Below are 23924 nucleotides of genomic sequence, written 5' to 3'. Positions count from 1 at the left end.
GTTGGTAAAAGGTACTACTCAAGGTACAATCACAGACATCGATGGTAATTTTAATTTGGCGAACGTACCAAGTTCTGCAAAGACTTTGCAGATTTCGTATATTGGTATGCAAACACAAGAAGTGGCAATCAAGCCAATGGTGAAAGTTACACTGAAATCCGATGCACAAAATCTTGATGAGGTAATTGTTGTGGCTTATGGTACTGCGAAGAAATCTTCATTCACAGGATCAGCTGCTGTCATTAAGGCAGATAAAATCGTTTCCGGTTCCAAAGAGTCTTTTGACAAGGCATTGTCCGGTAAAATGGCAGGTGTGCGCACAGCCTCAGCAACTGGTGACCCAGGGTCTATGGCCGAAATCAACATTCGCGGTGTCGGTTCTATCAGTGCTTCTAAAAGCCCGTTGTATGTTATTGACGGTGTTGTAACAAAAGCTGATGACGACATGAACTACTACGGTAAGACTCAAAGCGTATTGAGTACACTGAATCCTGAAGACATCGAGAGCATGACTGTTCTGAAAGATGCCGCTGCTGCTTCATTGTACGGTTCACGTGCCGCAAACGGCGTTATCATTATTACCACAAAGAAAGGTAAAGAAGGAAAAACGAATGTCAGCTATTCAGGTGAAGTAGGCTGGAACAAGATGGCTGTAAATGCTTTCAATATGATGGGATCAGCCGACTTGATTGACTACACCCGTGAATCATTAGCCAACTGTCTGGTTACTTACGGAATAACAGATAGCAAACAAGCAGCATTGAACAACATCGATAACGGAGGTGATATGTTCATTCCTCTGCTCGACTCACCGGCTACTGTCGCTGACTTTATCCATGACCCATCCGGTAAAGTAAATACGAACTGGAAGAAAGAAATCTATCGTACTGCTTTCACTCAAGATCACCAGGTATCTATCAACGGTGGTTCGTCAAAGACTCAGTTCTACGCCGGAGTTGGCTACAATAAGAGCGAGGGTATCGTTCTTGGTAGTGACTTCGAACGTATCTCCGGTCGTCTGAACGTTAATCACAAAGTAAATAACTGGCTGAACGTAGCTCTCAAGCAAATGATAGCCGCTACATCGCAAGATGGTTTCCGCGACCAGGGAGACCAGGCCCAGGGAATGGGTACTTCTTCTCCGATAGGTATTTTATTCGCAATGGACCCGACTGCTCCGGTAAAGAATGAAGATGGTTCATATAATAAAAATGCAGCATGGGGTAAAGTTACCAACCCGCATCTGATGCTAGGTGGTAAAGACAGCGATACAGCTCTGGAGTGGATTCAGACAAAAATGTTCCGCAGCATGACCAATGCAGATGTAACAATCAAATTCTGTGATAAGTTATCACTTAACTCTATCTTTGGTTATGACTATGTAGACAACAAGCACTTTGAATATTGGGATCGCAACAGCGTTAACGGTGGTTCCGTCAGCGGAATGGGTTCTCGTTATACATTCGAAAGCCGCGTAGCTACCAGCTCTTCTACATTAAACTACACGGATACTTTTAAAGATATGCACAATCTGAACTTGATGGCCGGTTTCGAAGTTGAAAACAGAGACCTGCTGCAGATTGTAACTGTTGCCAAACGTTATTCAAGCCACTATCCCGAATTGGCAAACGGACAACCGGACCAGGCTGCAAGTTCAACCAAGGGAGCCGGCATGATGTCATACTTTGCAAGTGGCAATTATAACTATGATAATAAGTATTATCTTTCTGCCAGTTTCCGCCGTGATGGTTCATCACGTTTGAGTGAAGACAACCGTTGGGCTAGTTTCTGGTCTGTATCCGGTGCATGGAGAATGAGCAAAGAAGGATTTATGCAAGATATGCCGTTATTTACCGACTTCAAGATCAAAGCATCTTATGGTACAAACGGTAACTTGCCCTCAGATTACTATGGTTACATGGACCTGTATACAGGTTCCGGATATGGAAGTGCTCCCGCTATTTACTGGTCAAGAATGGCTAACGACAAATTAAGCTGGGAAAAATCCAAGAACTTCAATATGGGAATTGAATGGAATATGTACGATCGCGTAAATTTGTCTCTGGAATATTACAATAAGAAGACTACGGATTTGCTGTTCGAAGTACCAACTTCATTAATCACCGGTTTTGACTCCCGTTGGGAAAACCTGGGTGCTTTGAAGAACGATGGTTTCGAATTGGAACTCAATTCTAAAAATATCAGCAACAAGAACTTTACATGGACTTCAAACTTCAACCTGACTTACCAACGTGCATTGGTAGACAAACTTCCTGAAGGAAAAGATATCCAGTATGGAGACGGAGAAATGTATCTGCACCGTGAGGGAGAGTCAATGTATACATTCTATCTGCCCGAATGGAAAGGTGTAAATCCTGAAACAGGTCTGGGAGAATTCTGGTTAGATCCTGAAGATCACTCAAAGGGAGTGGTAAATGACTACTCCGAAGCAGGTAAGGGAATTGTAGGAAAAGCATTGCCTGATGTTATCGGTGGATTCAGCAACACTTTCACATACAAAGACTTTGATCTGTCATTCCTGATCACTTACCAGTTTGGTGGTGACATGTTCGATTATCCGGGATATTTCTCTCATCATGATGGCGTAAGAATCGGTTCCATGAACCTGTCAGAAGATGTAGCCGGAAACTACTGGAAAAATCCGGGTGATAAAGTAGACAACCCGATGCCTATCTACGCTAACCCTTATCGTTGGGACAGATTCTCAAGCCGCACAATCAAATCGACTGACAATATTCGTCTGAGAGAAATGACAGTAGGATATACTCTGCCGGTATTGAAGAAGCACATTTCCAACTTCCGCATCTACTTCAGAGCAAACAACCTGGCTATGTTGTGGTCGAAGACTAAAAACATTGACCCGGATGTAGCGATCAATGGTTATCGTCAGGCAGATACACCGGCATTGAGAAGCTGTGTATTCGGCATTAATATCAAATTATAATCTATAAACAGACTGAATAATGAAAAAAATATATTTACCCATTCTATTACTGACGTTGGCAGTATCCTCATGCGATACTTTCGACAAAGTGCCTTCCAGTGAATGGCCTTCAGAAGGTGCTATTAAGACTCTCGAAGATTTACAGTTTGCAGTTAACGGTGTTTATGAGTCTCAGACTTCTTCTATAGACGCAGGAACTAATCCACGTGGCAGCTACGCAGGTGATTTCTTCTTGTACGCCGACCAAAGAGGCAGCGACTTCAAAGCCATCGGTAGCAATAAGCAAACAGTCGATGTATATGCTTACCAGGCTACTAAGAATAGTTCTGATTCATACTATTTCTACAAACGCTTTTATCTTTCTCTGGCAAGAATAAACAAAGTTTTGGAGGGAGTTAAGAAATCCGGTCTGGAAGGAGCTGAAGTTGATGTTCAGGTAGGCGAATTGTATGCTTTGCGGGCACTTTTCCACTTTGACTTGGCCCGCTTATTCGCTAAACTTCCTGGCAATGCACAGGCTAGCGATCCGGGTATCGTATTGTCTACAGAAGTTTTCGAATCCGGATATACAGCAGAAAGAGCTACTATTGCGAAAACTTACGAAACCATCCTGGATGACTTGAAGACTGCATTGGATAATCTTCCTGAAACCAGCAAGGTAGTAACTGCCGGTCATATCGACTATTGGGGAGCCCGTGCACTGAGAGCCCGTGCATATCTCTACATGAATGAGAACAGTAAAGCACTTGAGGACGCCAAATATGTAATCGAAAAATCTCCATACAAGCTGTACACCAGAGACGAATACGAAACAGTATGGACCAAAGTTGGAAGTAGTGAAAGCATTTTCGAGTTCCTGATTACCTCACTCTACAATGCACAACGTAACTCTCTCGGATTCTACACACATGCCGAAGGTTATGCAGAAGCCGGTATCACCGATGCATTCAAAACTTTCCTTCAAGAACGTCCGGACGATGTTCGCAGCACTCTGATTGCTGAAGAAAGCGACGGTGGAGATAACGAAGGCTGGTATATCCAGAAGTATCCGGGACGCGACGGAGAAATATATGTAAATAATCCGAAAGTAATCCGCCTGTCCGAAGTATATCTGATCGCCGCAGAAGCTGCATTAAAAGCAGGTGGTGCTGATCCTGCCAGCTATATCAATGACTTGCGTAAGCAAAGAATAGCCGACTATGAAGATGTTGCTTCTGTTACTATCGATGATATTCTGACAGAACGCAGACTGGAACTTTATGGTGAAGGTCATAACGCCTGGGATACATGGAGAAACAAAAAGGCAGTAACGAATGCTCAGGTTCCGGCCGGTCCGATCAACTATGACGACTATCGTACTGTAATGCCTATTCCGGTTTCCGAGATCAATGTATCTAACGGTAAGCTGAAACAAAACGAAGGCTACTAATACACTGAAACCATTTTAATAACGAGCCCGTTTAACTTTAAGCAGTTAAACGGGCTCGCTTTTTATTTTCCATTTCCGAATTTACACATGAGTGTAATCTTATCCGTTCCTCCCCACAATACAGACTTCTACTTGCAGATACCGCTCAGCCCTTCTCTCACAATATCCGCCAATATCGGCTTCGCTCCACTCACAAAGCATTCCACTGCAATCACCATCAGAATCAATCCCATCAAACGCATCATCACATTATTTCCGGTCTCTCCCAGTACTTTCACCAGTCGGGTGGAAGCACGGAGAATAAAGAACGTCAGCAGATAAATCAAAGCGATTGTTCCGATCAATATACCTTTCATGGCGTAAGTATGAGAGTCCTGCATCAAAACGATGGCATTAGCGATAGCCCCGGGACCACACAACATCGGAATTCCAAGAGGAGTAATGGAGATGTCATCGGCATAGGTTTTGATCTCTTCGTCTTTAAGTTTCATCGGAGTATAGCGTGCCTGAAGCATATCAAAACCAATCTTAAAGATAATTACTCCACCGGCAATACGGAAACCATTGGTAGAGATACCGAAGAATTTGAAAAGGAACTGCCCGGCAAAGACAAACACCATCAACGTTATAAACGACACGATGGTGGCACGGCGCACAATAGCCTGCCGCTCCTTATCTGTCATTCCGTGTGTCATGGTCAGAAAGACCGGCATTGTCCCCAAAGGATTGGTCAGCGTAAAGAACGAAGTAAAACAAAGTAAGGCAAATGGCAGAAGCGTACTATCCATGATGTTATCGTATTTTATACATTTATTAAATGCAACAAAAATACGACTTAATCCATAAAACCTACAATAAATTCATTAATTCTTTCAGTGAATGGATATGATAGGTAGACTGAAAAGGAAAAGCGGTTCGTTCCGTCACATCATAGAAAGCCTGATGCATCCCTACCCCATGCGCTCCGGTAATATCGGCTTCCCAACTGTCACCGATCATTAACGATTCGCGTAACTCGGACTGGGTGGCAGATAAAGCAAAATGAAAGATTTCGGGCCAGGGCTTCAATACGCCGAGGTCCTCCGAAAGAATGATCTTCTTAAAATAACGATCTACTCCTGCCGAACGCATCTTACGCGACTGCAGCTCTCGGAAACCATTGGAAAGGATATACAAATTATATTGCGGCGCAAGATACTCCAACACTTCTTTGGCATGGGGCATCAGACCGCTTTTGGTAGGAATAATGGCAAAGAAATCTTCCGAGAAACGCTCAGCCAAAGCCTCATCCTCCACTCCTACTGCCTGTAAGGGATAAAAGAAACGCTGGCGGTTCAGTTCCTCCTTTGTCACCTTTCCCTCTCCATATTCAAGCCAGAGTTCGGTATTGCGTCGTTGATACAGTGTGTAATAATGATCGAATGAATCAAAATAGCGGTCAAATGAATATTTCTGATATACTTCTTCAAAGGTGTCGCGTGCATTTCGTGAGAAAGCCCAGATGGTGTCATCCAGGTCAAAAAAGAGATTTTTATATTTCATTGGCTCCGTGATATATATAATATGAGAAATAAAAAAGCCAATGTGCTAATTTCTTGAATTCAGGAATCAGCACATTGGCAATTCTAACCAGGTATGTCTACCTTATTTTACCTGAATAACCAAGTATCTGGATACGCTCCAGAATTCGGCAGGATTAGTAATTTTCAAAGTCAGCTGGCCTTTGTCATCTTTCACCAGTTCATAAGAACCTGTCGGATGAGTAGTCAACAGTTCAGCACGTTTGGAGTACAACTTGATTTCTTTTGTTGTACGGATATCGATCTGAGTAAAATAATCCTTGTTGAAATCAGCGCTCTTCAGCACGTCACCGCTCTGAAGAATCTTCTGGGCTTTCAACTCTGATTTTGTTCCGAATACGAACCATGCGGCATTCAGACTCTTATCCTGTTCGGCAACGGTTTTAGCTTTCGCTTCGTTCTCGGCAGCCAAAGATTCTTTGGCAGCAGACAGGTCGCTGACAGCAGCATCCAGTTCCTGGATACGAATGTTCTTAGACGCCAGTTCAGTCTGAAGTTCTTCGATACGTTGTTGTTTAGCTTTCAATTCAGCAGTCAGAGCTTCTACAGCTTTCTTCATCTGAGTAGAGTTGTACTTGCTGTTTTTCAGCTGAGCTTCCAGTTTTGCAATCTGAGCTTTGTTTTCTTCCATTTGCTTGGAGATGAATTCGATGTCAGAAGCAATCTGTTGCTTGGCACTGGCTGAATTTTCGGTAATAGTACCACGCTGCAAGTCCACACGGCTTTCGGCAGCATTGATCTTACGGAATCCTTCCTGCACTTCATTGAAAGTTCCCATCATATCATCCAATTCAGCGTTACGCTGTGTCAATTCCATTAAAAGAGAGTCATTTTCAGCCTTAAGGTCTTTGCTTCCACCTTTAAAGTCACACGAAGCCAACATGGCTGCGCACATAAATAAAACTGCTAACTTTTTCATACGTTTACGTTTTACGTTTTTAAATGAAGTTATTTTAATCGTCTATTCCTGCTAATACTATCACAATCTCGCCCCGGGGCTCGGCAGCGGTAAAGTGTTCTATCAATTCCGCCAAACTTCCCCGAACGGTTTCTTCGTGGAGTTTGGAAATTTCGCGAGACACGGTTGCCTGACGTTCAGTGCCGAAATATTCGGCAAACTGTGTCAACGTTTTCAACAAGCGGTGAGGCGATTCATAAAACACCATAGTACGATGTTCTTCTGCCAATGCCTTCAGTCGTGTCTGTCGTCCTTTCTTCTGAGGGAGGAACCCTTCGAAGCAGAACTTTTCATTCGGCAGTCCCGATGCTACCAATGCCGGAACAAAAGCTGTCGCTCCCGGCAAACATTGCACTTCGATACCGTTGCGCACACATTCGCGGACTACCAAAAATCCCGGATCAGAAATCCCGGGTGTTCCGGCATCCGAAATCAATGCCACGGTTTCACCTGCCTTTATTCTATTAACAACACTTTCCACCGTTTTATGTTCATTAAATTTGTGGTGAGATTGCATTGCATTCTTTATTTCAAAGTGTTTCAGCAAAATACCGGAAGTACGTGTATCCTCTGCCAAAATCAGATCGACCTCTTTCAGCACCCTGATTGCCCGAAAGGTCATGTCCTCCAGATTTCCTACCGGCGTAGGTACTACATATAACTTTCCCATAAACTTTTATGCTGATTGATTAAAATACTTTTTTAGCAACTCCAGAAAGTCGGTCATCGCCTCATTCTCTTCGTTTACGCTGACTTTCGAGGCAAGAAATGCCACGGCAGTCTTATAAGAACTCATGACTGATATCTGCTCGATAACACGGTTCATCAGTTCAGGGTCTCCGCCGAATATCTCACGTGAGAAACGGAAAGAATCATTCAGGCTGATGGAATGACGTAATCCGGCAGCCATCTTTATGCTTTCGCCCAATACGGCAGCTTTCGGCTCCTCTATCAGAAGCGATTCGTCGTCTTCCGACTCATCTTCCGCTTCTTTCTCTTCCATTTCGTCTTCGACAACAGGTTCCTCAATTACTGTTTCTTCCACAACAGTCTGCGGTTCCTGTACTATCACAGGTTCATCTTCTCCCGGTGCTGTCGCTTCATTCTCTTCCACGACCGGTTCTTCTATCGCCGAACATTCAACTTCCTCTATTACAGGAGCTTGTTCTTCAACAATGGGAATGGGGGCTTCTGTTTCCGCTTCCGCTACAGGAGAAGGCGAAGCTTCCACCGGCACAGCACTTATCTCTTCCGACAACTGTTCCAAACGCTCCTGCATACGTAGGATGCTCCGCTTCAACAGTTCAGACAAAGTCTGAGTCGGCTCTTTAGAAAACGTATTCATGAGTAGCTTCAGCTCATGAACATCCAGCTCAATATCTGTTAATAGCTTCTGTTTCATTTCCATCCATTGTTATTATGGTGCGAATGTAGGAATAATTTATGCAATAACTTAAAATAATGGATAATTTAACAGTTCTTGTACATCGAATTGTTTACCTTTGTCCATTCATTTATTTAATCAAGAAAGCACAAAAATCACATGGTATTATTTTCAGAAGACCACATACAAGAGACCAGAAGAAGAGGTAGAATAGAGGTAATCTGCGGTTCAATGTTCTCCGGAAAGACGGAGGAGCTGATTCGCAGAATGAAGAGAGCCAAGTTCGCACGCCAGCGTGTAGAGATATTCAAACCGGCCATCGACACCCGTTATTCGGAAGAAGACGTGGTATCACACGACAGTCATTCCATCGCGTCCACCCCTATCGATTCATCGGCTAGTATCCTGTTGTTCACTTCTGAAATAGATGTAGTCGGCATCGACGAAGCACAGTTCTTTGATGACGGACTGATTGACGTATGCAGACAGCTTGCCAATAACGGCATCCGTGTCATCATCGCCGGACTGGATATGGACTTCAAAGGGAATCCCTTCGGACCGATGCCTCAATTATGTGCCATTGCCGACGAGGTCTCCAAGGTTCATGCTATCTGCGTGAAGTGCGGTGATCTGGCATCTTTCTCTCATCGTACCGTCAAGAATGACAAGCAGGTACTTCTAGGAGAAACAGCCGAATACGAGCCGCTTTGCAGGGAGTGCTACCTCCGTGCACGGGGAGAGGACGGACAGAAGATATAAACTCTATATTAAAACAGATATGGAAAGAAAGAAGATAACATTCGACAGTTTTATACGTGGTTCCATCGGATGTGTACTGGTGGTAGGGATACTAATGCTCGTGGAACGGCTCAGCGGAGTGTTATTACCTTTCTTTATAGCCTGGCTAATCGCCTACATGGTTTATCCGTTAGTCAAGTTTTTCCAGTATAAGCTACGGTTAAAGAGCCGTATTGTTTCTATCTTCTGCGCCTTGTTTCTGATTACTCTTGTCGGAGTATCCTTATTTTATTTGTTGGTGCCTCCCATGGTTTCGGAAATAGGCAGGATGAATGACTTACTGGTAACCTACCTCACCAATGGAGCCGGGAATAATGTGCCCAAGAATCTTTCCGAATTCATTCATGAGAATATTGATCTTCAGGCGCTCAACCGTATATTAAGCGAAGAGAATATTCTTGCAGCCATCAAAGATACGGTGCCCAGAGTGTGGGCCCTGCTTGCGGAGTCGCTCAATATCCTGTTTAGCATTCTCGCCTCCTTTATCATATTATTATATGTAATCTTTATATTGCTGGATTATGAAGTCATAGCCGAAGGATGGCTGCATCTGCTGCCCAACAAGTATCGTACCTTCGCATCCAACCTCGTACATGATGTGCAGGACGGCATGAACCGATATTTCCGCGGTCAGGCACTGGTTGCCTTTTGTGTGGGGATTCTGTTCAGTATAGGCTTCCTTATTATCGATTTTCCGATGGCTATCGCTCTGGGGCTTTTCATTGGAGCGCTTAATATGGTTCCTTACCTGCAAATCATCGGTTTCCTCCCTACGGTCCTATTGGCGATCCTCAAAGCAGCCGATACGGGAGAGAATTTCTGGATTATCATTGCATGCGCACTGGCAGTCTTCGCCATCGTCCAAATTATACAGGATACTTTCCTCGTCCCCAAAATCATGGGAAAGATTACGGGGCTGAATCCTGCCATCATCCTTTTATCCCTTTCTATATGGGGTTCATTAATGGGAATGCTGGGCATGATCATTGCCTTGCCTCTGACCACTTTGATGCTTTCCTACTATCAACGCTTTATTATCAACAAAGAAAGAATAAAATATGATGAAGTAGAAACTACTGATAATCAAGAAACAAGCGATAAAGAGGAAAAATAATTGGAACTTTTTTCTACGAAACACTTGCAAATTAAATAAAAGTAACTACCTTTGCACCCGCAATCAGGAAATAACTGATTCGCAAATAAGGATTGATTCAGTAGCTCAGCAGGTAGAGCACAACACTTTTAATGTTGGGGTCCTGGGTTCGAGCCCCAGCTGGATCACTTAGGAGAAATGAAAATACTCCGACAAACTAAGACAAAGCTCTTTAAACCAGTGGTTTAAGGAGCTTTTTTCTTACCCGCCTACGACAGAAAAAAGACCTCAAAAAGCCACCCTGTGAAGATTAATCGTTACTAATTCGTTACGGTTTTCCGTTACGATAAAAACCGTAACGAATTTATAGGTAAGTCGCTCATTTGTCGAATATTGGCAGTCGAAAGTCATAGCCGTTACGGAATGAACAAATTAACTTTGCAACAAGAAAGGAGTTACGGTATGAAATCGACATTCAAAACACTCTTCTATTTAAAGAAGAACGAACCGAAGAAAAACGGTCATGTAGTAATTATGGTGCGCATCACGGTGGACGGTGATCAGGTGCAATTCAGCAGCAAGCTGGACATACACCCCGACAATTGGGACACGAAAGCGGGAAGAGCCGTCATCAACAAACAGAGTGCGGACAAGAAAGAAAACCTCAGGGTATCCTCACTTAACAAGACACTGGACGAGATACGTTCGGCCATCACCATGCACTACACACGCATGATGAACGTGGACGGTTACGCACTGCCGGAAAAAATCAGGAACGCATTCCTGGGATTGGAGGAAAAGGAGAAAACGCTCATCAGCTACTTCACCCAGCACAATGAACAGTATGCAAAGAAGGTCGGCAAGACTGCCACGCAAAAGACCTATTCCCGCTACGAACTGACCAAGCAGCGGATGATAGAGTTCTTGCAGAAGGAATACAAGTTGTCGGACATTCCCGTGAAGGAAATCACCGTTACCCACATCGAGAACTTCTACCTTTATTTGCGTCAGGAATGTGAGGTAAGCAACAACACCGCCATGAAATTTGTACAACGTTTCCATACGATACTGTTGTTCGCCCAGAAAAGTGGATTGAGCTTTATCGATCCATTCGGGAATTTCAAGTTCAATTTTGACAAGACCGACAGAGGGTATCTCACGCAGGAGGAAATCGACACGATCTATTACAAGGAGTTCAAGTCAAAGCGGTTGGAACACGTGCGTGATGCTTTCATCTTCAGCTGTTATACCGGTTTGCCTTACTGTGACATCTATACGCTTTCAAGTGAGGACATAAAGATCGGTGTGGACGGCAAGAAGTGGATTATGAAAGACAGGGGTAAAACCGGAGTGGAATCATTCATTCCCCTACTGCAAATACCGTTGGATATTCTCGCCAAATATGAGGGCAAGTTGAAAAACGGAAAACTGCTTCCGGTAATCAGTAACCAGAAGATGAATGAATATTTGGCGGAGATAGCTGCTATTTGCCAGATCAACAAGCGGATCACCTACCATCTTGCCCGGCATTCGTTTGCGACGGAAATCTGCCTTACCAAAGGCGTTCCCATTGAGAGCGTGTCCAAGATGCTCGGACACACCAACATTCAGACCACACAGATTTATGCCCGTGTGGTGGATAGAAAGTTGAGCCATGACATGAATATGCTGGATCGAAAACTTAAAAGTATGCAAAAAGGTACGACGCAAAACGCTGTATGAATAAACAAATCATTATATTGTCACACCATTTAAAAACAACGCCTTATGGAAAATAGAGGATACATCACCATCACCGGTTTGGAAAACAAGGATGAACAACCCATCGTCAGTGTAAAGATAGAGAACGGCAACGTATGGATGACCAAGCACGAACTTGCCCGTCTGTTCGGAGTGTTCGTGCAGACAATAGACGCCAATGTGCGCTCCATCTTCAAATCCCACCTGCTTTATGACGGCGACGTGACCATAACCGAGAAACAGGACAAAAGCATCGTTACCTATTATAATCTGGAAGCGATCATATTTCTCAGCTTCCGCATCAACACCTATTGCACGAAACTGTTCCGTGAATGGGTACTCAACTCCCTGTGCGAGTACAAACGCCTGCAAGAGAAAAAGCCCGAAGTCCTTGTCGTTTTCAATCCCGGCAGCAACCGGACAACCATTTCTTATAACTGATGTGCATAGAAGCCTGTAAATAGCGAGCCTTGCCCGAAAATCCGACGGGCAAGGCTTTTTTTTTCTCCTGAAAATCCTATCTTTACACCAAATAACAGTGTCATGATAGAAAACCTTACCATATCCATATCCTTCAGCGAAGTAGAGGAAGCCCATGTCGGCAACTATTTCCACCTTTCCGAAATGTCCGGCGAGTTTCTGATTATCCAGAAACCCGACAATACCTTCTACTTCCTTTGTTCCAATGATTGTGACATCGTGGGCATCTGCCAATCCTTTGATTGGTATATTGTATCAAAAGACGCTTTTAATGACCGCCTGATAATCGGCATTGGTTTGTCGGATAAAGAAAGCATCAACGGAGAACTCTATCGTGTACAGGATGAAACCACGCTCATCCTTTGGCGTGACATACTCCGCTTTACTTTCGAGAGCGATTTCGTGCGCCGGTTCTTCCCGTACAATACTCACTTCAAAGGCAAGATGCGTATCGACGGAGCACTGTGTTTCTATATTCACGATTATTACCCGACCAGATGCAAGGACATATCGGTATTCGACAGAAAGACGAGTAATCTGGTATTTAGATTTAAGGAAGGCCGACAAGCAGCCCTTGTCGCCAAGATCTTCTCGCTTTGTATCGCTCGGATGCCGTTCTTTAAAGAGAAAGCCGCCAACGCCGTGCTGATCCCCATACCGGCGGCAACCCGTGAACGGAACATCACCCGTTTTGCCCGTTTTTGCAGCCTTCTCTCACATCGGCTTAAAGTTGTGGACGGTTTTCGTGCCACATGGATAAAAGAAGACCGTGAGCAGATGAAAGGAACTCACGGACAAGACAAGTTATCCAACTTGATCTTTCATCCCGATTATTTTAAAGGCCGGGACGTATTTTTAATAGATGACATTATCTCTTCCGGCGAGAATTTCACGCAAATGAAACGCAAACTGATACAACTCGGCGCAAAATCCGTTACCGGTTTGTTTTTAGGTAAAACAGTAAAATCTGAAAATCAAAAGTAATATGGCAATCAAGAAATCCCAGATCGAAAAATGGATAGTCGCCCAAAAGAAACACCGGCTATCGGATACCCATGTACAAATGGCACGTGAACTTGGACTCAACCCCGACAAACTCGGCAAGATAGACAACCACCGGCAAGAGTCGTGGAAAGCCCCCTTACCGGAATTTATAGAAGAGATCTTCTATAAACGTTTCAAAAAGGAACGTCCTGATATAGTCAAGCCCCTGAAACAAATACTTAAAGAACAGGAAATAAAGGATAAAGAAAAAAAGAAGGAAAAAGAAAAACGGCGTAAAGAGCATGAACAGGAACAGATGAATAACGGATGAAGTTCTTCCATTCTAATCCTCAACCTCGATAGCGGAATAAAAGCCGCATCATTATCGGTAGAAAGAACGTTCCCATTTCTCCGAAACCGGAGCGATCTTTCATCCATACAAAATCGCAGAAAAGTGTTGTACAAGCAAGCGTGATGAATCCCACATTGCCCGGTACAACACCTTTCTTTTTTCCGTTTTTGAAATAGGAAGGCTTTTATTATTATCTGTATATTTTTACTCTCTGATTTCCTCAAAGGCAATATCTATCGCATCATAGTAATCGCCGTCATTAACGCTCAACGCAGCAACAAGGCTGTTCAATGTCCGAACTGCGTCCAAACGCTTTTCCGTATCATTTTCATCCGGATTACTCAAGACATCTATCGCACAGGTCAAATGCCCTTTCATCTCTTGTAATGTAGATAAACTCTGAATGGGAAACAGATAGAAAAGCCCATCTTCTGAAGACCGGACTATTCCTTTCAGGGGAGTCGATTGTAAATCCATAACAATAAGGTTATTATATTAAATTGACGTAACGCTGCCGGATACTACGTTCGAGGTATCGCCAAACACCCAGTGTAAAGTGAACCGACAGGTTACGTCAAAGTATAACCTACCCGGTTCATTTACCTTCACACTTTTGAAATTGGCGATTTCCGAACGTTGGTAAACGAACACATTACACGATGCTATTTGCATCGCTAACACAAAGGTAGAAATTTTTTCGTATTAATCACCGCTTTATGCATAAAGGATTTATAACACAATGATTCTAAGCAAAGTTTAAGGCTAACTTCCTTCGGGGTATTTCTCTCACTGTTTTCAGTAGCCATCACTCCACATTTAAAACAAAGGAACGAATTAAACTAACTTATTCAAGTGCAAAGGTACTTCGGGTTCTTAACGGAAAAACAAGGTCAAGCCGTTCCGGTTTTGAAAAAAATCTTCCCTGCGCCATAAATGGCACGAGGTATTTTTTCCAAAAACCTTGTTTTTCCTGAACCCTACCTTTTGACGCACATGAAATAAGTCAGCTCAACTCGTCAATGCATAAAAAAAATGTCGTGATTATGAAAACAGCAAGAGAAATACATAACGGAAATAAGAACAGACTCAATCTGCCTCTGCATAAATTGTTTGGCTGGTCGGTTCGGCTCATTCTTTCAGGCTTCTGTTGGAGTTTGTACGGTGGCAGTCTTTTGGCGTGGTTTATCGGTCTGTGGCTCGTAAAAGAACTGATAACGGACGTGATCCGCTTCGCATGGGGTTGTCTGGTTTCCATTCTTTCCTTTGCTGTCGTAGTCGGGATTATCATTTGGTTATTAATACTTTAATGCACACAGTTATGACAATGGATATTACAAAATCAGTAGCGTTCACCGGACACCGTTCAGAGCGTATCTTCCAAGTCCGTATGCTGTATCTTTATCTGGATATAGTTTCGCAAGTGAAAAGGTTGTATAGTCTGGGCTATCGTTACTTTCTAAGCGGAATGGCGGAAGGCTTTGATTTGCTTGCAGCCCAAGCGGTAGCCGACCTCAAAATGAAATACACGGATATTCGGCTCATTGCCGTTGTGCCGTTCCGCCGGCAGTCAGACAGATACCGCCCGGAGAACAAGTCCTTATACGACCGGATAATGAAAACTGCCGATGAAACGGTCATTCTCAGGGAAGATTACTGCAAAGGGTGCTTCCATCACAGGAACGACTACCTGATTGACAACTCCGAAATCGTCCTGGCCTATTGGGACAAGCAGCCCTATGGCGGTACTTATTATACCGTAGGAAAAGCACGGATGATGAACAGAAACATTATAAACCTTTATAAATAAAGCCTTATGAAACGATATAGCAGGACTGTCGCACAGCAGTGCAGATATTACGAGGTAAACAACATTTTCGAGTATATGGTGGAAACCTACCTGAACGGCAACATCACCACTTTTGGAGAACTTTACCGGGAATTGTGTAAAGAGGCGAGAAAAGATTTTATCGACTTTCTTCTCAGTGAGGTAGAGCCGATATACTGGAGAGAGATTTTAAAGATGACTGTCTAATGAATAAATCAGGAAAATATGAATGTAACATTTGAAACCGTAATTTGTGCATGGGATGAGAAAATCCCTGCACTCCTTATCCGACTGGTAAATACCCTTCTCTTTTGCCGGACGGAAGAGGAACTCCGCCAATCCATTGACAAACTTCGGGAAACGACCGAACTGGACGAATTTTTCACCTACGGCTATGGCTCACACCATTTCTGGTGCAACCAGCGCATTTCCAAAGGAAGCGTGCAGTTCATCCAAAGCCGGTTATTCATTGCGACATTTTAATCCTCTAATACATAAATGACATGAAGCCAATATTTCAAATGACACGAGAAGAGAAATTGCAGGAGATTGTAGAATACAGTCCTTGCAGGGTGGAACGCAGCACAGTCCTCCGGTACTTGTTGGCACTACGCCGCAATGACACGGAACAAATCGCCTACTTCGAAAGTTTCGGCAAGAGTGTACGACATATCATACTCAATGTACGCACGTATGAAAGAGGGCTGATTTTCGGCTATGTCGGCAAGCGGTTCAACGAACACGGTTGGATTAATGGTATGTTACCGATAGTTGAAGAAATCAAATTGGATACTTCCAACACGATCCATATCGGGCAATCCGTTGACGGGACGTATGCGGTATCCATCGACTGGTGTACCGGCACAGCCGGAGGCGGCAGCCACCCGTCCGTTTGGGATGAGCCTGTCAGAGATTATAAGGAAGCTGTCCGGCAAGGCATCCGCCTGTTGGAACGACAATACAACAAAGCGGAATGTTGGTCTGTTTCCGACAGAAGCAATTACAACCCGAAGGTTATCCGCAGTTTGAAAGAAAAACTGTTGGAACTCAAGCGGAAATACACACAGCCCCGACAGTTAAGCCTGTTTTAATATTCACAAACTATAAAATCATAAGTTATGGCAACAAAAATGAACAAGAACGGAGTTTCAACCTGCAAGGCGGGTGAGAAATATGAAAAATTCCAAATGACCGTAAGACGGAAAAGCCGCACGTTTTACCATTATGATTACAGGGACACGGCAGACAACGAACTTTTCTCCTGTGTGAAGCCCACATTGGAAGAGTGCAGACAGAAACGTGATGAATGGTTGATTCAAAAACAAAGAAAGTATATGACAGAACAATAAATATCTGAAAAACAAGATATAATAATATGTAATAAGATTGAGAGAGAGTTATTAACCATTTGCACCAAAGAACTCTCCTTGCCGGTTGTCTGCAAGGAGAGTTCACATGTCATAGTTTTATTCCTTTTCTTTTGATTTGTCTGACAGGTGAAAAGTTGAACTCTTTCAGCCTTTTGTCAAAGGAAACCGCCACATCTTTCATTACCCCCTTCGGAGTCCAAATTTCCTTAACAGGCAAAGCCTTCCCGTCATACAGTTTTTTTATCTGCCCGACAGAGAACTTTGTGCCCGTGCATTGTTCCATTTTGTGATTGAGAGAATATACGTTACAGCTGTTTCTGACAATATCGGGAATCAGTTCCGGTTGCTTTTTCAATAGTTCCGGATACCACTTTTCCGCTTGAAGGCAGATTCCCGCACTTCTTTTATCGGGTGGGATGTTCAGAAAACTTTCCGGTACATTTTTGTCCATTCCCGCAAGATATGCTTTTTCAGTCTTCAGATCATACCTTATGCTTTTCAACTGCAATGCCGAATTATAGGTATCGGCGGCAGCCTGACAGAGCATTTTTTCCGTCTGCAGGTGTACCGGCACAGACGAAATTGCATAGCCGTCCCTACTTACAGCATATTCCGCCATCCGGTCATCTATAATGTTCCACCGGACAGAACGCATCAAATCCGAACATCTCCATTTCCCTTCAAGCAATTTCATAATCTCCAGACAAATGTCGGGATAAGGAACATAAGGCAACAGCACAGCCGGATCGTGCTTTACTTTTGATAATGCGGTACGGCAGATTTTCGGTGTTCTCATGCCTTCAGGCACATATTCCAGAGCCTTTCCGTTCCGTCTGACCATCTCCTCATATACCTCCAAAGGTATGCCGTCTTTCGGCAGTGCCTCCCGGAGATACCGGTCATCTTCCAGAATCAACGGCAAAAAGCACTTCAGTACCCCACAAGGCATATCATGTATGGAATCGGGTTTGTTTGTCAGAGCCATACCGACAATCTCGTAGGAGAACATTTCTTCCGGTACATGACGCACATTGGCACTGTCGGCATTGACAGCGTGCCAGCATACATTCTCAGTTTTACGTTCCGGAGGAAGATCCCGAAAATATCCGGGATTTTCCTGTACTGATTTTATATCCGCATCTTCCTGTTTCCTATTCATGCCCGTTCATTAAAGGTTTTATCAATTTCCTCATGTCATCAGCCATCCGGCTCTCTTCATATTTGGAACGGTTCAGATTCTCAAACACAATCTGTCTTGGGAGGACTTCCCAACAAAAGTAACTTGATCCGAAATAGGCAGCGTTCTTTTCCGTAAACTGGATACGTTTGTCGAACAACAACATCTGCATCTCCTTTTCTCGGAACAAGTGAACCGGTGCACTGCTGTTCAGCCAAAGATTGGAAAGCAGTAACGCAAACGGCTTGCCGAGTGCAAGGCAGCGTTCCACAACCTTCTGTTTGATACTGAACGGAGGATTGGAAACAATCAGATCCCACTCTTCCGGCTCGTAAACGAAGAAGTCCTCACCGGTAAGGATATGGGAGTGAACCACTCTGATACCGGCGGCTTTCAGCGCAAGCACGTACTCACTATGCTCTGTATCAAACGGACACCAGACTATTTTATTTTCGGGTATATATTTGATTATAGGAGCCACCGCATAAGCCGGAGTATACTGCTCGTCGCTGCTTTTTTTCGGGGTATATCCGGCATAAATCATTCGGTATCCTCCTTTTCATCTTCTTCATTATTAAAGGCAAAAGACTTTTGTACAACCTGACCGAAGGAATCAAGAATGTAAATATCTATTTTCTGCTGGTCTGTGTCAAGTGATTTGTAATAGAGTCTGAACGTTTCTTCCGGTAACGGATACAGGTCGTTTGGCAATAGCACCATACCGTCCTCCATGCGAAGTTCCCCTTTGCCTGTCGGTTGGAAGTACCTGATGAAGTATTTGGTGTCCTGATACTCGCCGCTTCTTACAAGCTGACAACGAATTTCCGCTTCCTCGCCCTTTACGATTGTCGTCTGCACCGGCAAGGTCGCCAAATCAAACTCATACACCTGCTGAACGTCCAATTTGTCAGAACAGGCGGTTACACATATCATACCGACAAGCATGAATGTAACAATAAACAATGTTTCTATCATCTTTTTCATACACATTAAAAATTTAATCGTTTAAAACAGTACTATTTCTGATGCGTTCCGCTACGGCACGTACCACCGGTACGCTCACGGCATTGCCGAGCATCGCATACCGGTTGGCTCGTGAGATTTCCCTCACTTCCCCGTTGATAATTCCGTATCTGGTAAAATCATTGGGAAACCCTTGCAAGCGTTCGCACTCCACTTCCGTCAGCATACGGATTCGGGATTTCTGTTTTTCGTTCGGCTGTCCGTCAAAAGTTTCCCCCGGTTGCAGGTTTATCAGATAATTGCCGAAATTGGGCTGTTTGTAATAGTTACGTGTTATCGTTCCGCAGGTATGGGAATGAACCGTGTCTTTCCTGCACGGATGATTCCCTCCACCCGGCGCCGGGAAAGGAAATACATCTCCGGTACACCGGTCTGCAACACGTCCGACAAGGTAGATTCTCTCTCTGTTTTGGGGTAGAAACCATGCCGTATTAAACAGTTGCCATTCAAGTCGATAACCGCCAATGTCGGCAAACGCTTTGATAATGCTCCAAAAATCTGATCGATGCTTTGCGAAGAAGACTCCCTTAACATTCTCCCAGATAAAAACGTCAGGTCTGAATCTCCCGACGGCTTCGACAGCATACCTGACAAGGGAACTTGCCTCTCCACGCAGCCCGCTGCCGTCGCCGACTGAACTAAAATTCTGGCAAGGGCTTCCGAAAGTGATGATGTCGGGATGTCCGATTTCCGCTGTTCCGATTTCTGTAACCGATCCGATATGTTCCGCATAAGGAAAATTGTATTTGAAGTTGGCGATTGCATTTTTTTCTATCTCCGAGAAATATATTTTCTCAAACGAGTATCCGGCAGCCTGCAATCCTTTACTAAAGCCGCCAATACCCGAAAATAATTCCAAAAGAACCATGCCCTAATCAATTATGAATTTGACGCCCACCCCGAACTGGAAATGAAAGTGTCCGCTGTCATTTCCCCAGAGGCAACGCTCACGGACATGGAACAGCAATACCACCTGGTTGGCAAGGTAGGTTTCTATCTCCAGCGATACCGCACCGCCATAGACAAACGCATCCCCGGCACACAGGCGTGAGCCGTCGAACAACGTACTTGTGCCCCAATTCACGGTTTCATATCCTGCCAGCACCGAACCGCCGGCATAGCAGAGAAACACCTTGTTGGCATCCGAAAGGAAATTATAATAATAGCCGCCTTCCGCAGTGAATTGGGAAACCGGGACACGTATGTCCTTGTATGGATAATACTTCTGGAGATACTCGCCCCCGAATACCCACTTATGGCAGCCGTTCACATATCTGTCCGTTCCCAGTCCGAAATGGTAACCCAGCTCGTTACGTTTGTCCGCAGTGTGAAAACCGTCCGTCATACCGGCGGTAATACGCAGCCCTTTTGTACCGGGCAGGCAACGTTGGGCATGTGCCTTGTCCGTCAGGACAAAGCACAAAAACATACATATAATAACAGATACCCTTTTCATACTATTTCACCTTCAGCTCGTTAATGACTCTGGCACGGATCAGCTCGGCGTTGGTCAGAATAAACCGCTGATGCCTTCCCCCGTTCTGCTCGTTCATCTCGACAACCAGCTGCTTGTCATCCGGAAGGGTGAATTTGGGCAGGGTAAATACCGTCCGTTCCTTGCTTTTTCCATCAACCGCCGTTACATAGTTGAAGGCACGAAGCGGCACGATAACCTGTTCCTGAATGGCGGTACGTTTTGCAACCTTTTTGTCCACCACCTTAAAAGTAACGAAATCAACGGAGAACGACACGTTGGAAGCGTTTTTCAGTTCCGTATGGAAATAAAGCAGACCGTTGTGCGTATAAATCCCCTTCAGGATATACTGGATGCCGAAGCGCTTGCAGCCGATATGCTTCACCAGACGTTTGTTGTTGTCATAGACGGACTTCATGATCAGCCGTACCAGCAGCGGGGACTCGCTGCCGAGTTCCGTAAGGTAGATTTCCTGAGAGTTGTTCGGCCGGTTCACCGCCTCGCCATCATGGATGAAGTCTTTCATCTCGATATTCAGCTTGGTCGGCTCGTCCGCATACTTCACATTGAATGTATAATAGCTGCCGTCATCCGTGATCACCGCCAGATTCGTTTCACGGGAGAAGTCCCTCAACGCCGCTTTCACCCGAAGCACGTTCTCCGAACCGTCCGCTTTACCGGCAAGAATGTCCGCCGATCCCAGATCCACATACTTGATAGCAGCCGGGAAGATAAGGTGTACCGTTTTATTGAATGTCACCTCCAAAGCGTATGGAGGAACCATCCGGTCGAATGCCACCGGGCGTGTCAGCCCGTCAAACAGATCACCGGTGGACGGACTGCGCCTTGCGTCCTCCTTATCCGGCAGCGGCATGGTTTCCGTTTCTCCGGAATCTGTCGTTTCTTCCGTGTCATTTCCCGTCTTTTCCACTTTCACGGTCTTTTGTGCATACGCACCGGTCATACCAATGGCAAAAGCCATCATTAAAATTACTTTTTTCATGCTTGTTGTTTTTTCTTGATTGATAAATTGATTTTAACCGTTTATTGCCTTGACACGAGCAGTAGCTCGTAATCCGCCTTCAAAGTCGCCTTGGCAGTCCTGAACTTTGTGGAAAGGTATTGCGATGCGCCCTGTATCACCCCTTTGCCCAAGTCCGCAGCCAACTGTGCGCCGGCATTGGTGGAGATGTTGATGCTGCTTCCCATTGCCGAGCCCATGTTGGCCGCCATCTCCTTGACGGCGGTAAGCTCCTGCGATCCCCTGACCTCAATGCCCTTCATGCCCCTCGTGTCATAAGCGTCCAGTTCCACCGGCAGGATTGTTCCCTGAAAGGCAATCGAAGAAACGGTGATTTCCATGCGCTCACCGCTGATTTTCGCCGTGCCGGTCAGTATCGTGTTGGCGGGTATGTACAACTCCCCGGCCTGCACCGGCTCCAGCAGGCGCAGACCCACTTCCTGACCGTCGCTTCCCGAAACCGTTACCGTCCTGTACACACAGGCACGGATACCGTTCCTTTCCGTACGGCTCCGGACTGTCCCCACCGTGTGGAAACCCATGTTTCTGGGTTTGCCGTACTGTCTGGCAAACTCTTCATCGGACAGGGGTGCGGCCAGCAGGCTGACCACCCGTTCCGTTACCTGCGTAACCGGGCAGACTGGCGTTTTACCCGTAGAGGAGGACACGGCGACCTGTTTGGTTTCACCGCCGCCCGGCATGTACCTTGCCGCCATCTCGTAAGACTTCTCCATCAGCCGCAGTTGCTCCTCGCTGTTTTCTCTGGCCTTGCGCTCTTCCTCCGCCTGACGCTCCAGCTCCTGAATGCGCCATTCCAGTTCCAGTGTTTTCTGGTCATCTTCCGCAGGCCGTGTTTCATAAAAACTGCCCAACTGCCGGTTGATGTCCTGATAGGCATTGGCCGAGGAACGGATAGACGGACTGCCATTGTCCGTGTCCTCTTCCGTCAGGAATACTTCGTCCGCTGCCGGCTCTTCCTGTTCCAGTGATACCGCCAGATCCTGAAGCGTGTTCATTTTCTCCTTTTGTTTCTTTTCAAAGGCACTTTGTTCGTAGGCGGTCTTTTTATCCGACAGCAGCCCCTTGTCCTCCGGCATCGGAACATCCACGTTGAATCCCTCCCTTAATGGCTCGTCGCTGTCCGAAGGAGCGAATATCAGCCACATCGCTCCCAGAAACACGAGAAAGAACAACGGATACACGAGCATCTTCTTCCGCTTGAGCATCTCTTCCGGAGTCAGAGGTCTGGCCTCTTTCTTCCCCTGTTTCGGCGTTTGCCCTTTCTCTTCCGCCTTTTCAGGCGTTGCAGCGTTCGCCGGTTGCCGTTCCTGATTTTTTAGGTTCTCCATAATCCACCTGGTTTTTAATGTTTATACTATCCTTGTTTATCCCCCTGTACAGCTCCATCCGCCTGATATGCTCCATTTGCAACTGCTCCCCCTCATGCCTGCCGATGCGGTATATCGAAGATACCGTCATGTATATCGACAGACAGCCGAAGCCGGTGAGCATGACCACCACGCAGACGAGCCGTACATCGGGCGACATCCGTCCGCACAGATAGCGGAGTCCGTCGTCTATCCTGTCAGGCACGTACCTGATCCATTTTTTCAATCGGTTCATTTCCTGTCTTTTTTAAGTTATCGTTCAATGGTTCTCAAATCCCGGTTCTCCACGATATTGAACTGCTCCATCGTGAAGCCGTGCGGGTTATTGTCCGACCTGACCGAGTTCAACAGCCGGCAACGGGTTACAAGGCTCCGTTCCGTGATGTTGCTTGACCTGACCAGCGACTGCCGTGCGTAGGTCGTTACCACATACGGGTAGCTGTTGAAGTCGCACGCCACGCTGTCCACCCGGATGCTCTGGTTGATATTGGCCGAGATTATACGGTTGTAATACCCCTTTTCCTCCCAGTCCTTGTAGTAGCGGAACGCACTCTCGTCGCACAGGAACAACGCCCTGCGGATATTCGACTCGATAGCCGCCTTGTCGGGCGACAAGGTGAAAAACAGCTCGTGAAAACGCCGGATATGTTCTTTCGCCTCCACCGGCCTGTTCTGCGAAAGGTCTTGGGAAAGAGCAAGTATCAGGGACTTCCCATTGTCCAGCACATAGATTTTCTCCCTCTGCCGTTCGGCGAACCGGTAGGAACTCCAGAGAGCATAGCCGGTAACCAGAGCACAGAGCGAAACGAACACGATACCCATCGTGCGGATTTGCCGGAAGCTCGTTTCTATATTCTTCAAACTCTTAAATTCCATATGTTTC

The 23924-nt window shown here is 45.3% G+C and carries 29 protein-coding genes and 1 tRNA gene; 15 read left to right on the top strand and 15 right to left on the bottom strand.

Annotated features, from left to right (window positions below; genetic code table 11):
• Positions 1 to 55: 55 nt before the first annotated feature.
• Positions 56 to 2965 (top strand): SusC/RagA family TonB-linked outer membrane protein, encoded by a 2910-nt coding sequence (locus NBH01_RS24195; RefSeq protein WP_195568457.1) that lies wholly within the window; start codon positions 56 to 58, stop codon positions 2963 to 2965.
• A gap of 19 nt (positions 2966 to 2984) precedes the next feature.
• The gene (locus NBH01_RS24190; protein ID WP_113747844.1) at positions 2985 to 4394 is read left to right on the top strand and encodes a RagB/SusD family nutrient uptake outer membrane protein; all 1410 of its coding nucleotides are present in this window, start codon (positions 2985 to 2987) and stop codon (positions 4392 to 4394) included.
• A 128-nt stretch (positions 4395 to 4522) separates the two neighbouring features.
• Here NBH01_RS24190 and NBH01_RS24185 read toward each other — a convergent pair whose 3' ends face one another.
• The 5 genes from NBH01_RS24185 to NBH01_RS24165 all read right to left on the bottom strand — a co-directional run bounded on the left by NBH01_RS24185 (position 4523) and on the right by NBH01_RS24165 (position 8334).
• Entirely contained in the window at positions 4523 to 5182 is a 660-nt protein-coding gene (locus NBH01_RS24185) for a MarC family protein (protein ID WP_010535335.1), read from the bottom strand.
• 61 nt (positions 5183 to 5243) lie between these two features.
• Positions 5244 to 5936 (bottom strand): YjjG family noncanonical pyrimidine nucleotidase, encoded by a 693-nt coding sequence (locus NBH01_RS24180; protein WP_195380824.1) that lies wholly within the window; start codon positions 5934 to 5936, stop codon positions 5244 to 5246.
• Between the two features lie 102 nt (positions 5937 to 6038).
• Positions 6039 to 6893, bottom strand: a complete 855-nt coding sequence (locus NBH01_RS24175) for a Cbp1 family collagen-binding glycoprotein adhesin (RefSeq protein ID WP_008763834.1) — start codon at positions 6891 to 6893, stop codon at positions 6039 to 6041.
• 34 nt (positions 6894 to 6927) lie between these two features.
• On the bottom strand, positions 6928 to 7602 hold the full coding sequence (gene rsmI, locus NBH01_RS24170) for a 16S rRNA (cytidine(1402)-2'-O)-methyltransferase (RefSeq protein WP_048692613.1): 675 nt from the start codon (positions 7600 to 7602) through the stop codon (positions 6928 to 6930).
• 6 nt (positions 7603 to 7608) lie between these two features.
• Positions 7609 to 8334, bottom strand: a complete 726-nt coding sequence (locus NBH01_RS24165) for a DUF8457 domain-containing protein (protein ID WP_048692620.1) — start codon at positions 8332 to 8334, stop codon at positions 7609 to 7611.
• 141 nt (positions 8335 to 8475) lie between these two features.
• Between NBH01_RS24165 and NBH01_RS24160 the strand changes: the two genes are divergently transcribed.
• The 7 genes from NBH01_RS24160 (at position 8476) to NBH01_RS24130 (ending at position 13742) form a co-directional block, all read left to right on the top strand.
• The gene (locus NBH01_RS24160; RefSeq protein WP_008763837.1) at positions 8476 to 9075 is read left to right on the top strand and encodes a thymidine kinase; all 600 of its coding nucleotides are present in this window, start codon (positions 8476 to 8478) and stop codon (positions 9073 to 9075) included.
• Between the two features lie 19 nt (positions 9076 to 9094).
• The gene (locus NBH01_RS24155) at positions 9095 to 10228 is read left to right on the top strand and encodes an AI-2E family transporter (RefSeq protein WP_008764031.1); all 1134 of its coding nucleotides are present in this window, start codon (positions 9095 to 9097) and stop codon (positions 10226 to 10228) included.
• A 94-nt stretch (positions 10229 to 10322) separates the two neighbouring features.
• Positions 10323 to 10395 (top strand) — tRNA-Lys (locus NBH01_RS24150).
• A gap of 274 nt (positions 10396 to 10669) precedes the next feature.
• Positions 10670 to 11929, top strand: coding sequence for a site-specific integrase (locus NBH01_RS24145; RefSeq protein WP_016661971.1), 1260 nt, complete (start codon positions 10670 to 10672; stop codon positions 11927 to 11929).
• 45 nt (positions 11930 to 11974) lie between these two features.
• Positions 11975 to 12388, top strand: coding sequence for a virulence RhuM family protein (locus tag NBH01_RS24140; RefSeq protein WP_117830018.1), 414 nt, complete (start codon positions 11975 to 11977; stop codon positions 12386 to 12388).
• 102 nt (positions 12389 to 12490) lie between these two features.
• Complete coding sequence (locus NBH01_RS24135) at positions 12491 to 13411, top strand: ribonucleotide-diphosphate reductase subunit beta (protein ID WP_117830019.1); 921 nt, start codon at positions 12491 to 12493, stop codon at positions 13409 to 13411.
• A gap of 1 nt (position 13412) precedes the next feature.
• The gene (locus NBH01_RS24130; RefSeq protein WP_118023786.1) at positions 13413 to 13742 is read left to right on the top strand and encodes a hypothetical protein; all 330 of its coding nucleotides are present in this window, start codon (positions 13413 to 13415) and stop codon (positions 13740 to 13742) included.
• A gap of 225 nt (positions 13743 to 13967) precedes the next feature.
• Here NBH01_RS24130 and NBH01_RS24125 read toward each other — a convergent pair whose 3' ends face one another.
• Positions 13968 to 14240 carry a hypothetical protein gene (locus NBH01_RS24125; protein WP_007754727.1) on the bottom strand — a complete coding sequence of 91 codons (273 nt, stop codon included), beginning with the start codon at positions 14238 to 14240 and terminating at the stop codon, positions 13968 to 13970.
• Positions 14241 to 14806: 566 nt separating this feature from the next.
• Here NBH01_RS24125 and NBH01_RS24120 point away from each other — a divergent pair.
• The 6 genes from NBH01_RS24120 to NBH01_RS24095 are packed head-to-tail and all read left to right on the top strand — an operon-like array spanning position 14807 to position 16937.
• Entirely contained in the window at positions 14807 to 15070 is a 264-nt protein-coding gene (locus tag NBH01_RS24120; protein ID WP_117702383.1) for a hypothetical protein, read from the top strand.
• Between the two features lie 11 nt (positions 15071 to 15081).
• Complete coding sequence (locus NBH01_RS24115; protein ID WP_165859172.1) at positions 15082 to 15570, top strand: SLOG family protein; 489 nt, start codon at positions 15082 to 15084, stop codon at positions 15568 to 15570.
• Between the two features lie 6 nt (positions 15571 to 15576).
• On the top strand, positions 15577 to 15795 hold the full coding sequence (locus NBH01_RS24110) for a hypothetical protein (protein ID WP_005643512.1): 219 nt from the start codon (positions 15577 to 15579) through the stop codon (positions 15793 to 15795).
• An 18-nt stretch (positions 15796 to 15813) separates the two neighbouring features.
• Positions 15814 to 16071: a DUF8466 domain-containing protein gene (locus NBH01_RS24105; protein WP_005643513.1), complete on the top strand. Its 258-nt coding sequence runs from the start codon at positions 15814 to 15816 to the stop codon at positions 16069 to 16071.
• Between the two features lie 20 nt (positions 16072 to 16091).
• Complete coding sequence (locus NBH01_RS24100) at positions 16092 to 16679, top strand: hypothetical protein (RefSeq protein ID WP_117830022.1); 588 nt, start codon at positions 16092 to 16094, stop codon at positions 16677 to 16679.
• Between the two features lie 27 nt (positions 16680 to 16706).
• Positions 16707 to 16937, top strand: coding sequence for a DUF3873 family protein (locus NBH01_RS24095; protein ID WP_117830023.1), 231 nt, complete (start codon positions 16707 to 16709; stop codon positions 16935 to 16937).
• A gap of 109 nt (positions 16938 to 17046) precedes the next feature.
• Here the strand turns inward: NBH01_RS24095 and NBH01_RS24090 are convergent, their stop codons facing one another.
• The 9 genes from NBH01_RS24090 to traK are packed head-to-tail and all read right to left on the bottom strand — an operon-like array spanning position 17047 to position 23917.
• The gene (locus NBH01_RS24090) at positions 17047 to 18117 is read right to left on the bottom strand and encodes a hypothetical protein (protein ID WP_117830024.1); all 1071 of its coding nucleotides are present in this window, start codon (positions 18115 to 18117) and stop codon (positions 17047 to 17049) included.
• Positions 18110 to 18679 (bottom strand): tRNA (adenine-N(6)-)-methyltransferase, encoded by a 570-nt coding sequence (locus NBH01_RS24085; RefSeq protein WP_117830025.1) that lies wholly within the window; start codon positions 18677 to 18679, stop codon positions 18110 to 18112. Before NBH01_RS24085 ends, NBH01_RS24090 begins: the two co-directional genes overlap by 8 nt.
• Positions 18676 to 19119 (bottom strand): DUF3872 domain-containing protein, encoded by a 444-nt coding sequence (locus NBH01_RS24080; RefSeq protein WP_165859173.1) that lies wholly within the window; start codon positions 19117 to 19119, stop codon positions 18676 to 18678. Before NBH01_RS24080 ends, NBH01_RS24085 begins: the two co-directional genes overlap by 4 nt.
• 13 nt (positions 19120 to 19132) lie before the next feature.
• Positions 19133 to 20026, bottom strand: coding sequence for a DNA cytosine methyltransferase (locus tag NBH01_RS24075; protein WP_118023787.1), 894 nt, complete (start codon positions 20024 to 20026; stop codon positions 19133 to 19135).
• A 3-nt stretch (positions 20027 to 20029) separates the two neighbouring features.
• Complete coding sequence (locus NBH01_RS24070) at positions 20030 to 20614, bottom strand: conjugal transfer protein TraO (RefSeq protein ID WP_117830027.1); 585 nt, start codon at positions 20612 to 20614, stop codon at positions 20030 to 20032.
• A gap of 1 nt (position 20615) precedes the next feature.
• Positions 20616 to 21635, bottom strand: a complete 1020-nt coding sequence (gene traN, locus NBH01_RS24065) for a conjugative transposon protein TraN (RefSeq protein ID WP_118023788.1) — start codon at positions 21633 to 21635, stop codon at positions 20616 to 20618.
• Between the two features lie 41 nt (positions 21636 to 21676).
• Entirely contained in the window at positions 21677 to 23002 is a 1326-nt protein-coding gene (gene traM, locus NBH01_RS24060) for a conjugative transposon protein TraM (RefSeq protein WP_117830029.1), read from the bottom strand.
• Positions 22950 to 23276 carry a TraL conjugative transposon family protein gene (locus NBH01_RS24055; protein WP_117702332.1) on the bottom strand — a complete coding sequence of 109 codons (327 nt, stop codon included), beginning with the start codon at positions 23274 to 23276 and terminating at the stop codon, positions 22950 to 22952. The genes traM and NBH01_RS24055 overlap by 53 nt, the downstream gene beginning before the upstream one ends.
• A gap of 17 nt (positions 23277 to 23293) precedes the next feature.
• Positions 23294 to 23917 (bottom strand): conjugative transposon protein TraK, encoded by a 624-nt coding sequence (gene traK, locus NBH01_RS24050; RefSeq protein WP_005651612.1) that lies wholly within the window; start codon positions 23915 to 23917, stop codon positions 23294 to 23296.
• Between the last annotated feature and the right edge of the window lie 7 nt (positions 23918 to 23924).

The sequence above is a fragment of the Bacteroides sp. B1-V-101 genome, assembly GCF_023656585.1.
GTDB lineage: Bacteria > Bacteroidota > Bacteroidia > Bacteroidales > Bacteroidaceae > Bacteroides > Bacteroides thetaiotaomicron.
This window is presented reverse-complemented; position numbering and strand designations above follow the sequence as displayed.

Bases quoted from the DNA above. Each gene is read 5' to 3' on its own strand.
- NBH01_RS24190 (WP_113747844.1), top strand. From the start codon at position 2,985: ATGAAAAAAATATATTTACCCATTCTATTACTGACGTTGGCAGTATCC.
- NBH01_RS24185 (WP_010535335.1), bottom strand. From the start codon at position 5,182: ATGGATAGTACGCTTCTGCCATTTGCCTTACTTTGTTTTACTTCGTTC.
- NBH01_RS24180 (WP_195380824.1), bottom strand. From the start codon at position 5,936: ATGAAATATAAAAATCTCTTTTTTGACCTGGATGACACCATCTGGGCT.
- NBH01_RS24175 (WP_008763834.1), bottom strand. From the start codon at position 6,893: ATGAAAAAGTTAGCAGTTTTATTTATGTGCGCAGCCATGTTGGCTTCG.
- rsmI (WP_048692613.1), bottom strand. From the start codon at position 7,602: ATGGGAAAGTTATATGTAGTACCTACGCCGGTAGGAAATCTGGAGGAC.
- NBH01_RS24165 (WP_048692620.1), bottom strand. From the start codon at position 8,334: ATGAAACAGAAGCTATTAACAGATATTGAGCTGGATGTTCATGAGCTG.
- NBH01_RS24160 (WP_008763837.1), top strand. From the start codon at position 8,476: ATGGTATTATTTTCAGAAGACCACATACAAGAGACCAGAAGAAGAGGT.
- NBH01_RS24155 (WP_008764031.1), top strand. From the start codon at position 9,095: ATGGAAAGAAAGAAGATAACATTCGACAGTTTTATACGTGGTTCCATC.
- NBH01_RS24145 (WP_016661971.1), top strand. From the start codon at position 10,670: ATGAAATCGACATTCAAAACACTCTTCTATTTAAAGAAGAACGAACCG.
- NBH01_RS24140 (WP_117830018.1), top strand. From the start codon at position 11,975: ATGGAAAATAGAGGATACATCACCATCACCGGTTTGGAAAACAAGGAT.
- NBH01_RS24135 (WP_117830019.1), top strand. From the start codon at position 12,491: ATGATAGAAAACCTTACCATATCCATATCCTTCAGCGAAGTAGAGGAA.
- NBH01_RS24130 (WP_118023786.1), top strand. From the start codon at position 13,413: ATGGCAATCAAGAAATCCCAGATCGAAAAATGGATAGTCGCCCAAAAG.
- NBH01_RS24125 (WP_007754727.1), bottom strand. From the start codon at position 14,240: ATGGATTTACAATCGACTCCCCTGAAAGGAATAGTCCGGTCTTCAGAA.
- NBH01_RS24120 (WP_117702383.1), top strand. From the start codon at position 14,807: ATGAAAACAGCAAGAGAAATACATAACGGAAATAAGAACAGACTCAAT.
- NBH01_RS24115 (WP_165859172.1), top strand. From the start codon at position 15,082: ATGACAATGGATATTACAAAATCAGTAGCGTTCACCGGACACCGTTCA.
- NBH01_RS24110 (WP_005643512.1), top strand. From the start codon at position 15,577: ATGAAACGATATAGCAGGACTGTCGCACAGCAGTGCAGATATTACGAG.
- NBH01_RS24105 (WP_005643513.1), top strand. From the start codon at position 15,814: ATGAATGTAACATTTGAAACCGTAATTTGTGCATGGGATGAGAAAATC.
- NBH01_RS24100 (WP_117830022.1), top strand. From the start codon at position 16,092: ATGAAGCCAATATTTCAAATGACACGAGAAGAGAAATTGCAGGAGATT.
- NBH01_RS24095 (WP_117830023.1), top strand. From the start codon at position 16,707: ATGGCAACAAAAATGAACAAGAACGGAGTTTCAACCTGCAAGGCGGGT.
- NBH01_RS24090 (WP_117830024.1), bottom strand. From the start codon at position 18,117: ATGAATAGGAAACAGGAAGATGCGGATATAAAATCAGTACAGGAAAAT.
- NBH01_RS24085 (WP_117830025.1), bottom strand. From the start codon at position 18,679: ATGATTTATGCCGGATATACCCCGAAAAAAAGCAGCGACGAGCAGTAT.
- NBH01_RS24080 (WP_165859173.1), bottom strand. From the start codon at position 19,119: ATGAAAAAGATGATAGAAACATTGTTTATTGTTACATTCATGCTTGTC.
- NBH01_RS24075 (WP_118023787.1), bottom strand. From the start codon at position 20,026: ATGGTTCTTTTGGAATTATTTTCGGGTATTGGCGGCTTTAGTAAAGGA.
- NBH01_RS24070 (WP_117830027.1), bottom strand. From the start codon at position 20,614: ATGAAAAGGGTATCTGTTATTATATGTATGTTTTTGTGCTTTGTCCTG.
- traN (WP_118023788.1), bottom strand. From the start codon at position 21,635: ATGAAAAAAGTAATTTTAATGATGGCTTTTGCCATTGGTATGACCGGT.
- traM (WP_117830029.1), bottom strand. From the start codon at position 23,002: ATGGAGAACCTAAAAAATCAGGAACGGCAACCGGCGAACGCTGCAACG.
- NBH01_RS24055 (WP_117702332.1), bottom strand. From the start codon at position 23,276: ATGAACCGATTGAAAAAATGGATCAGGTACGTGCCTGACAGGATAGAC.
- traK (WP_005651612.1), bottom strand. From the start codon at position 23,917: ATGGAATTTAAGAGTTTGAAGAATATAGAAACGAGCTTCCGGCAAATC.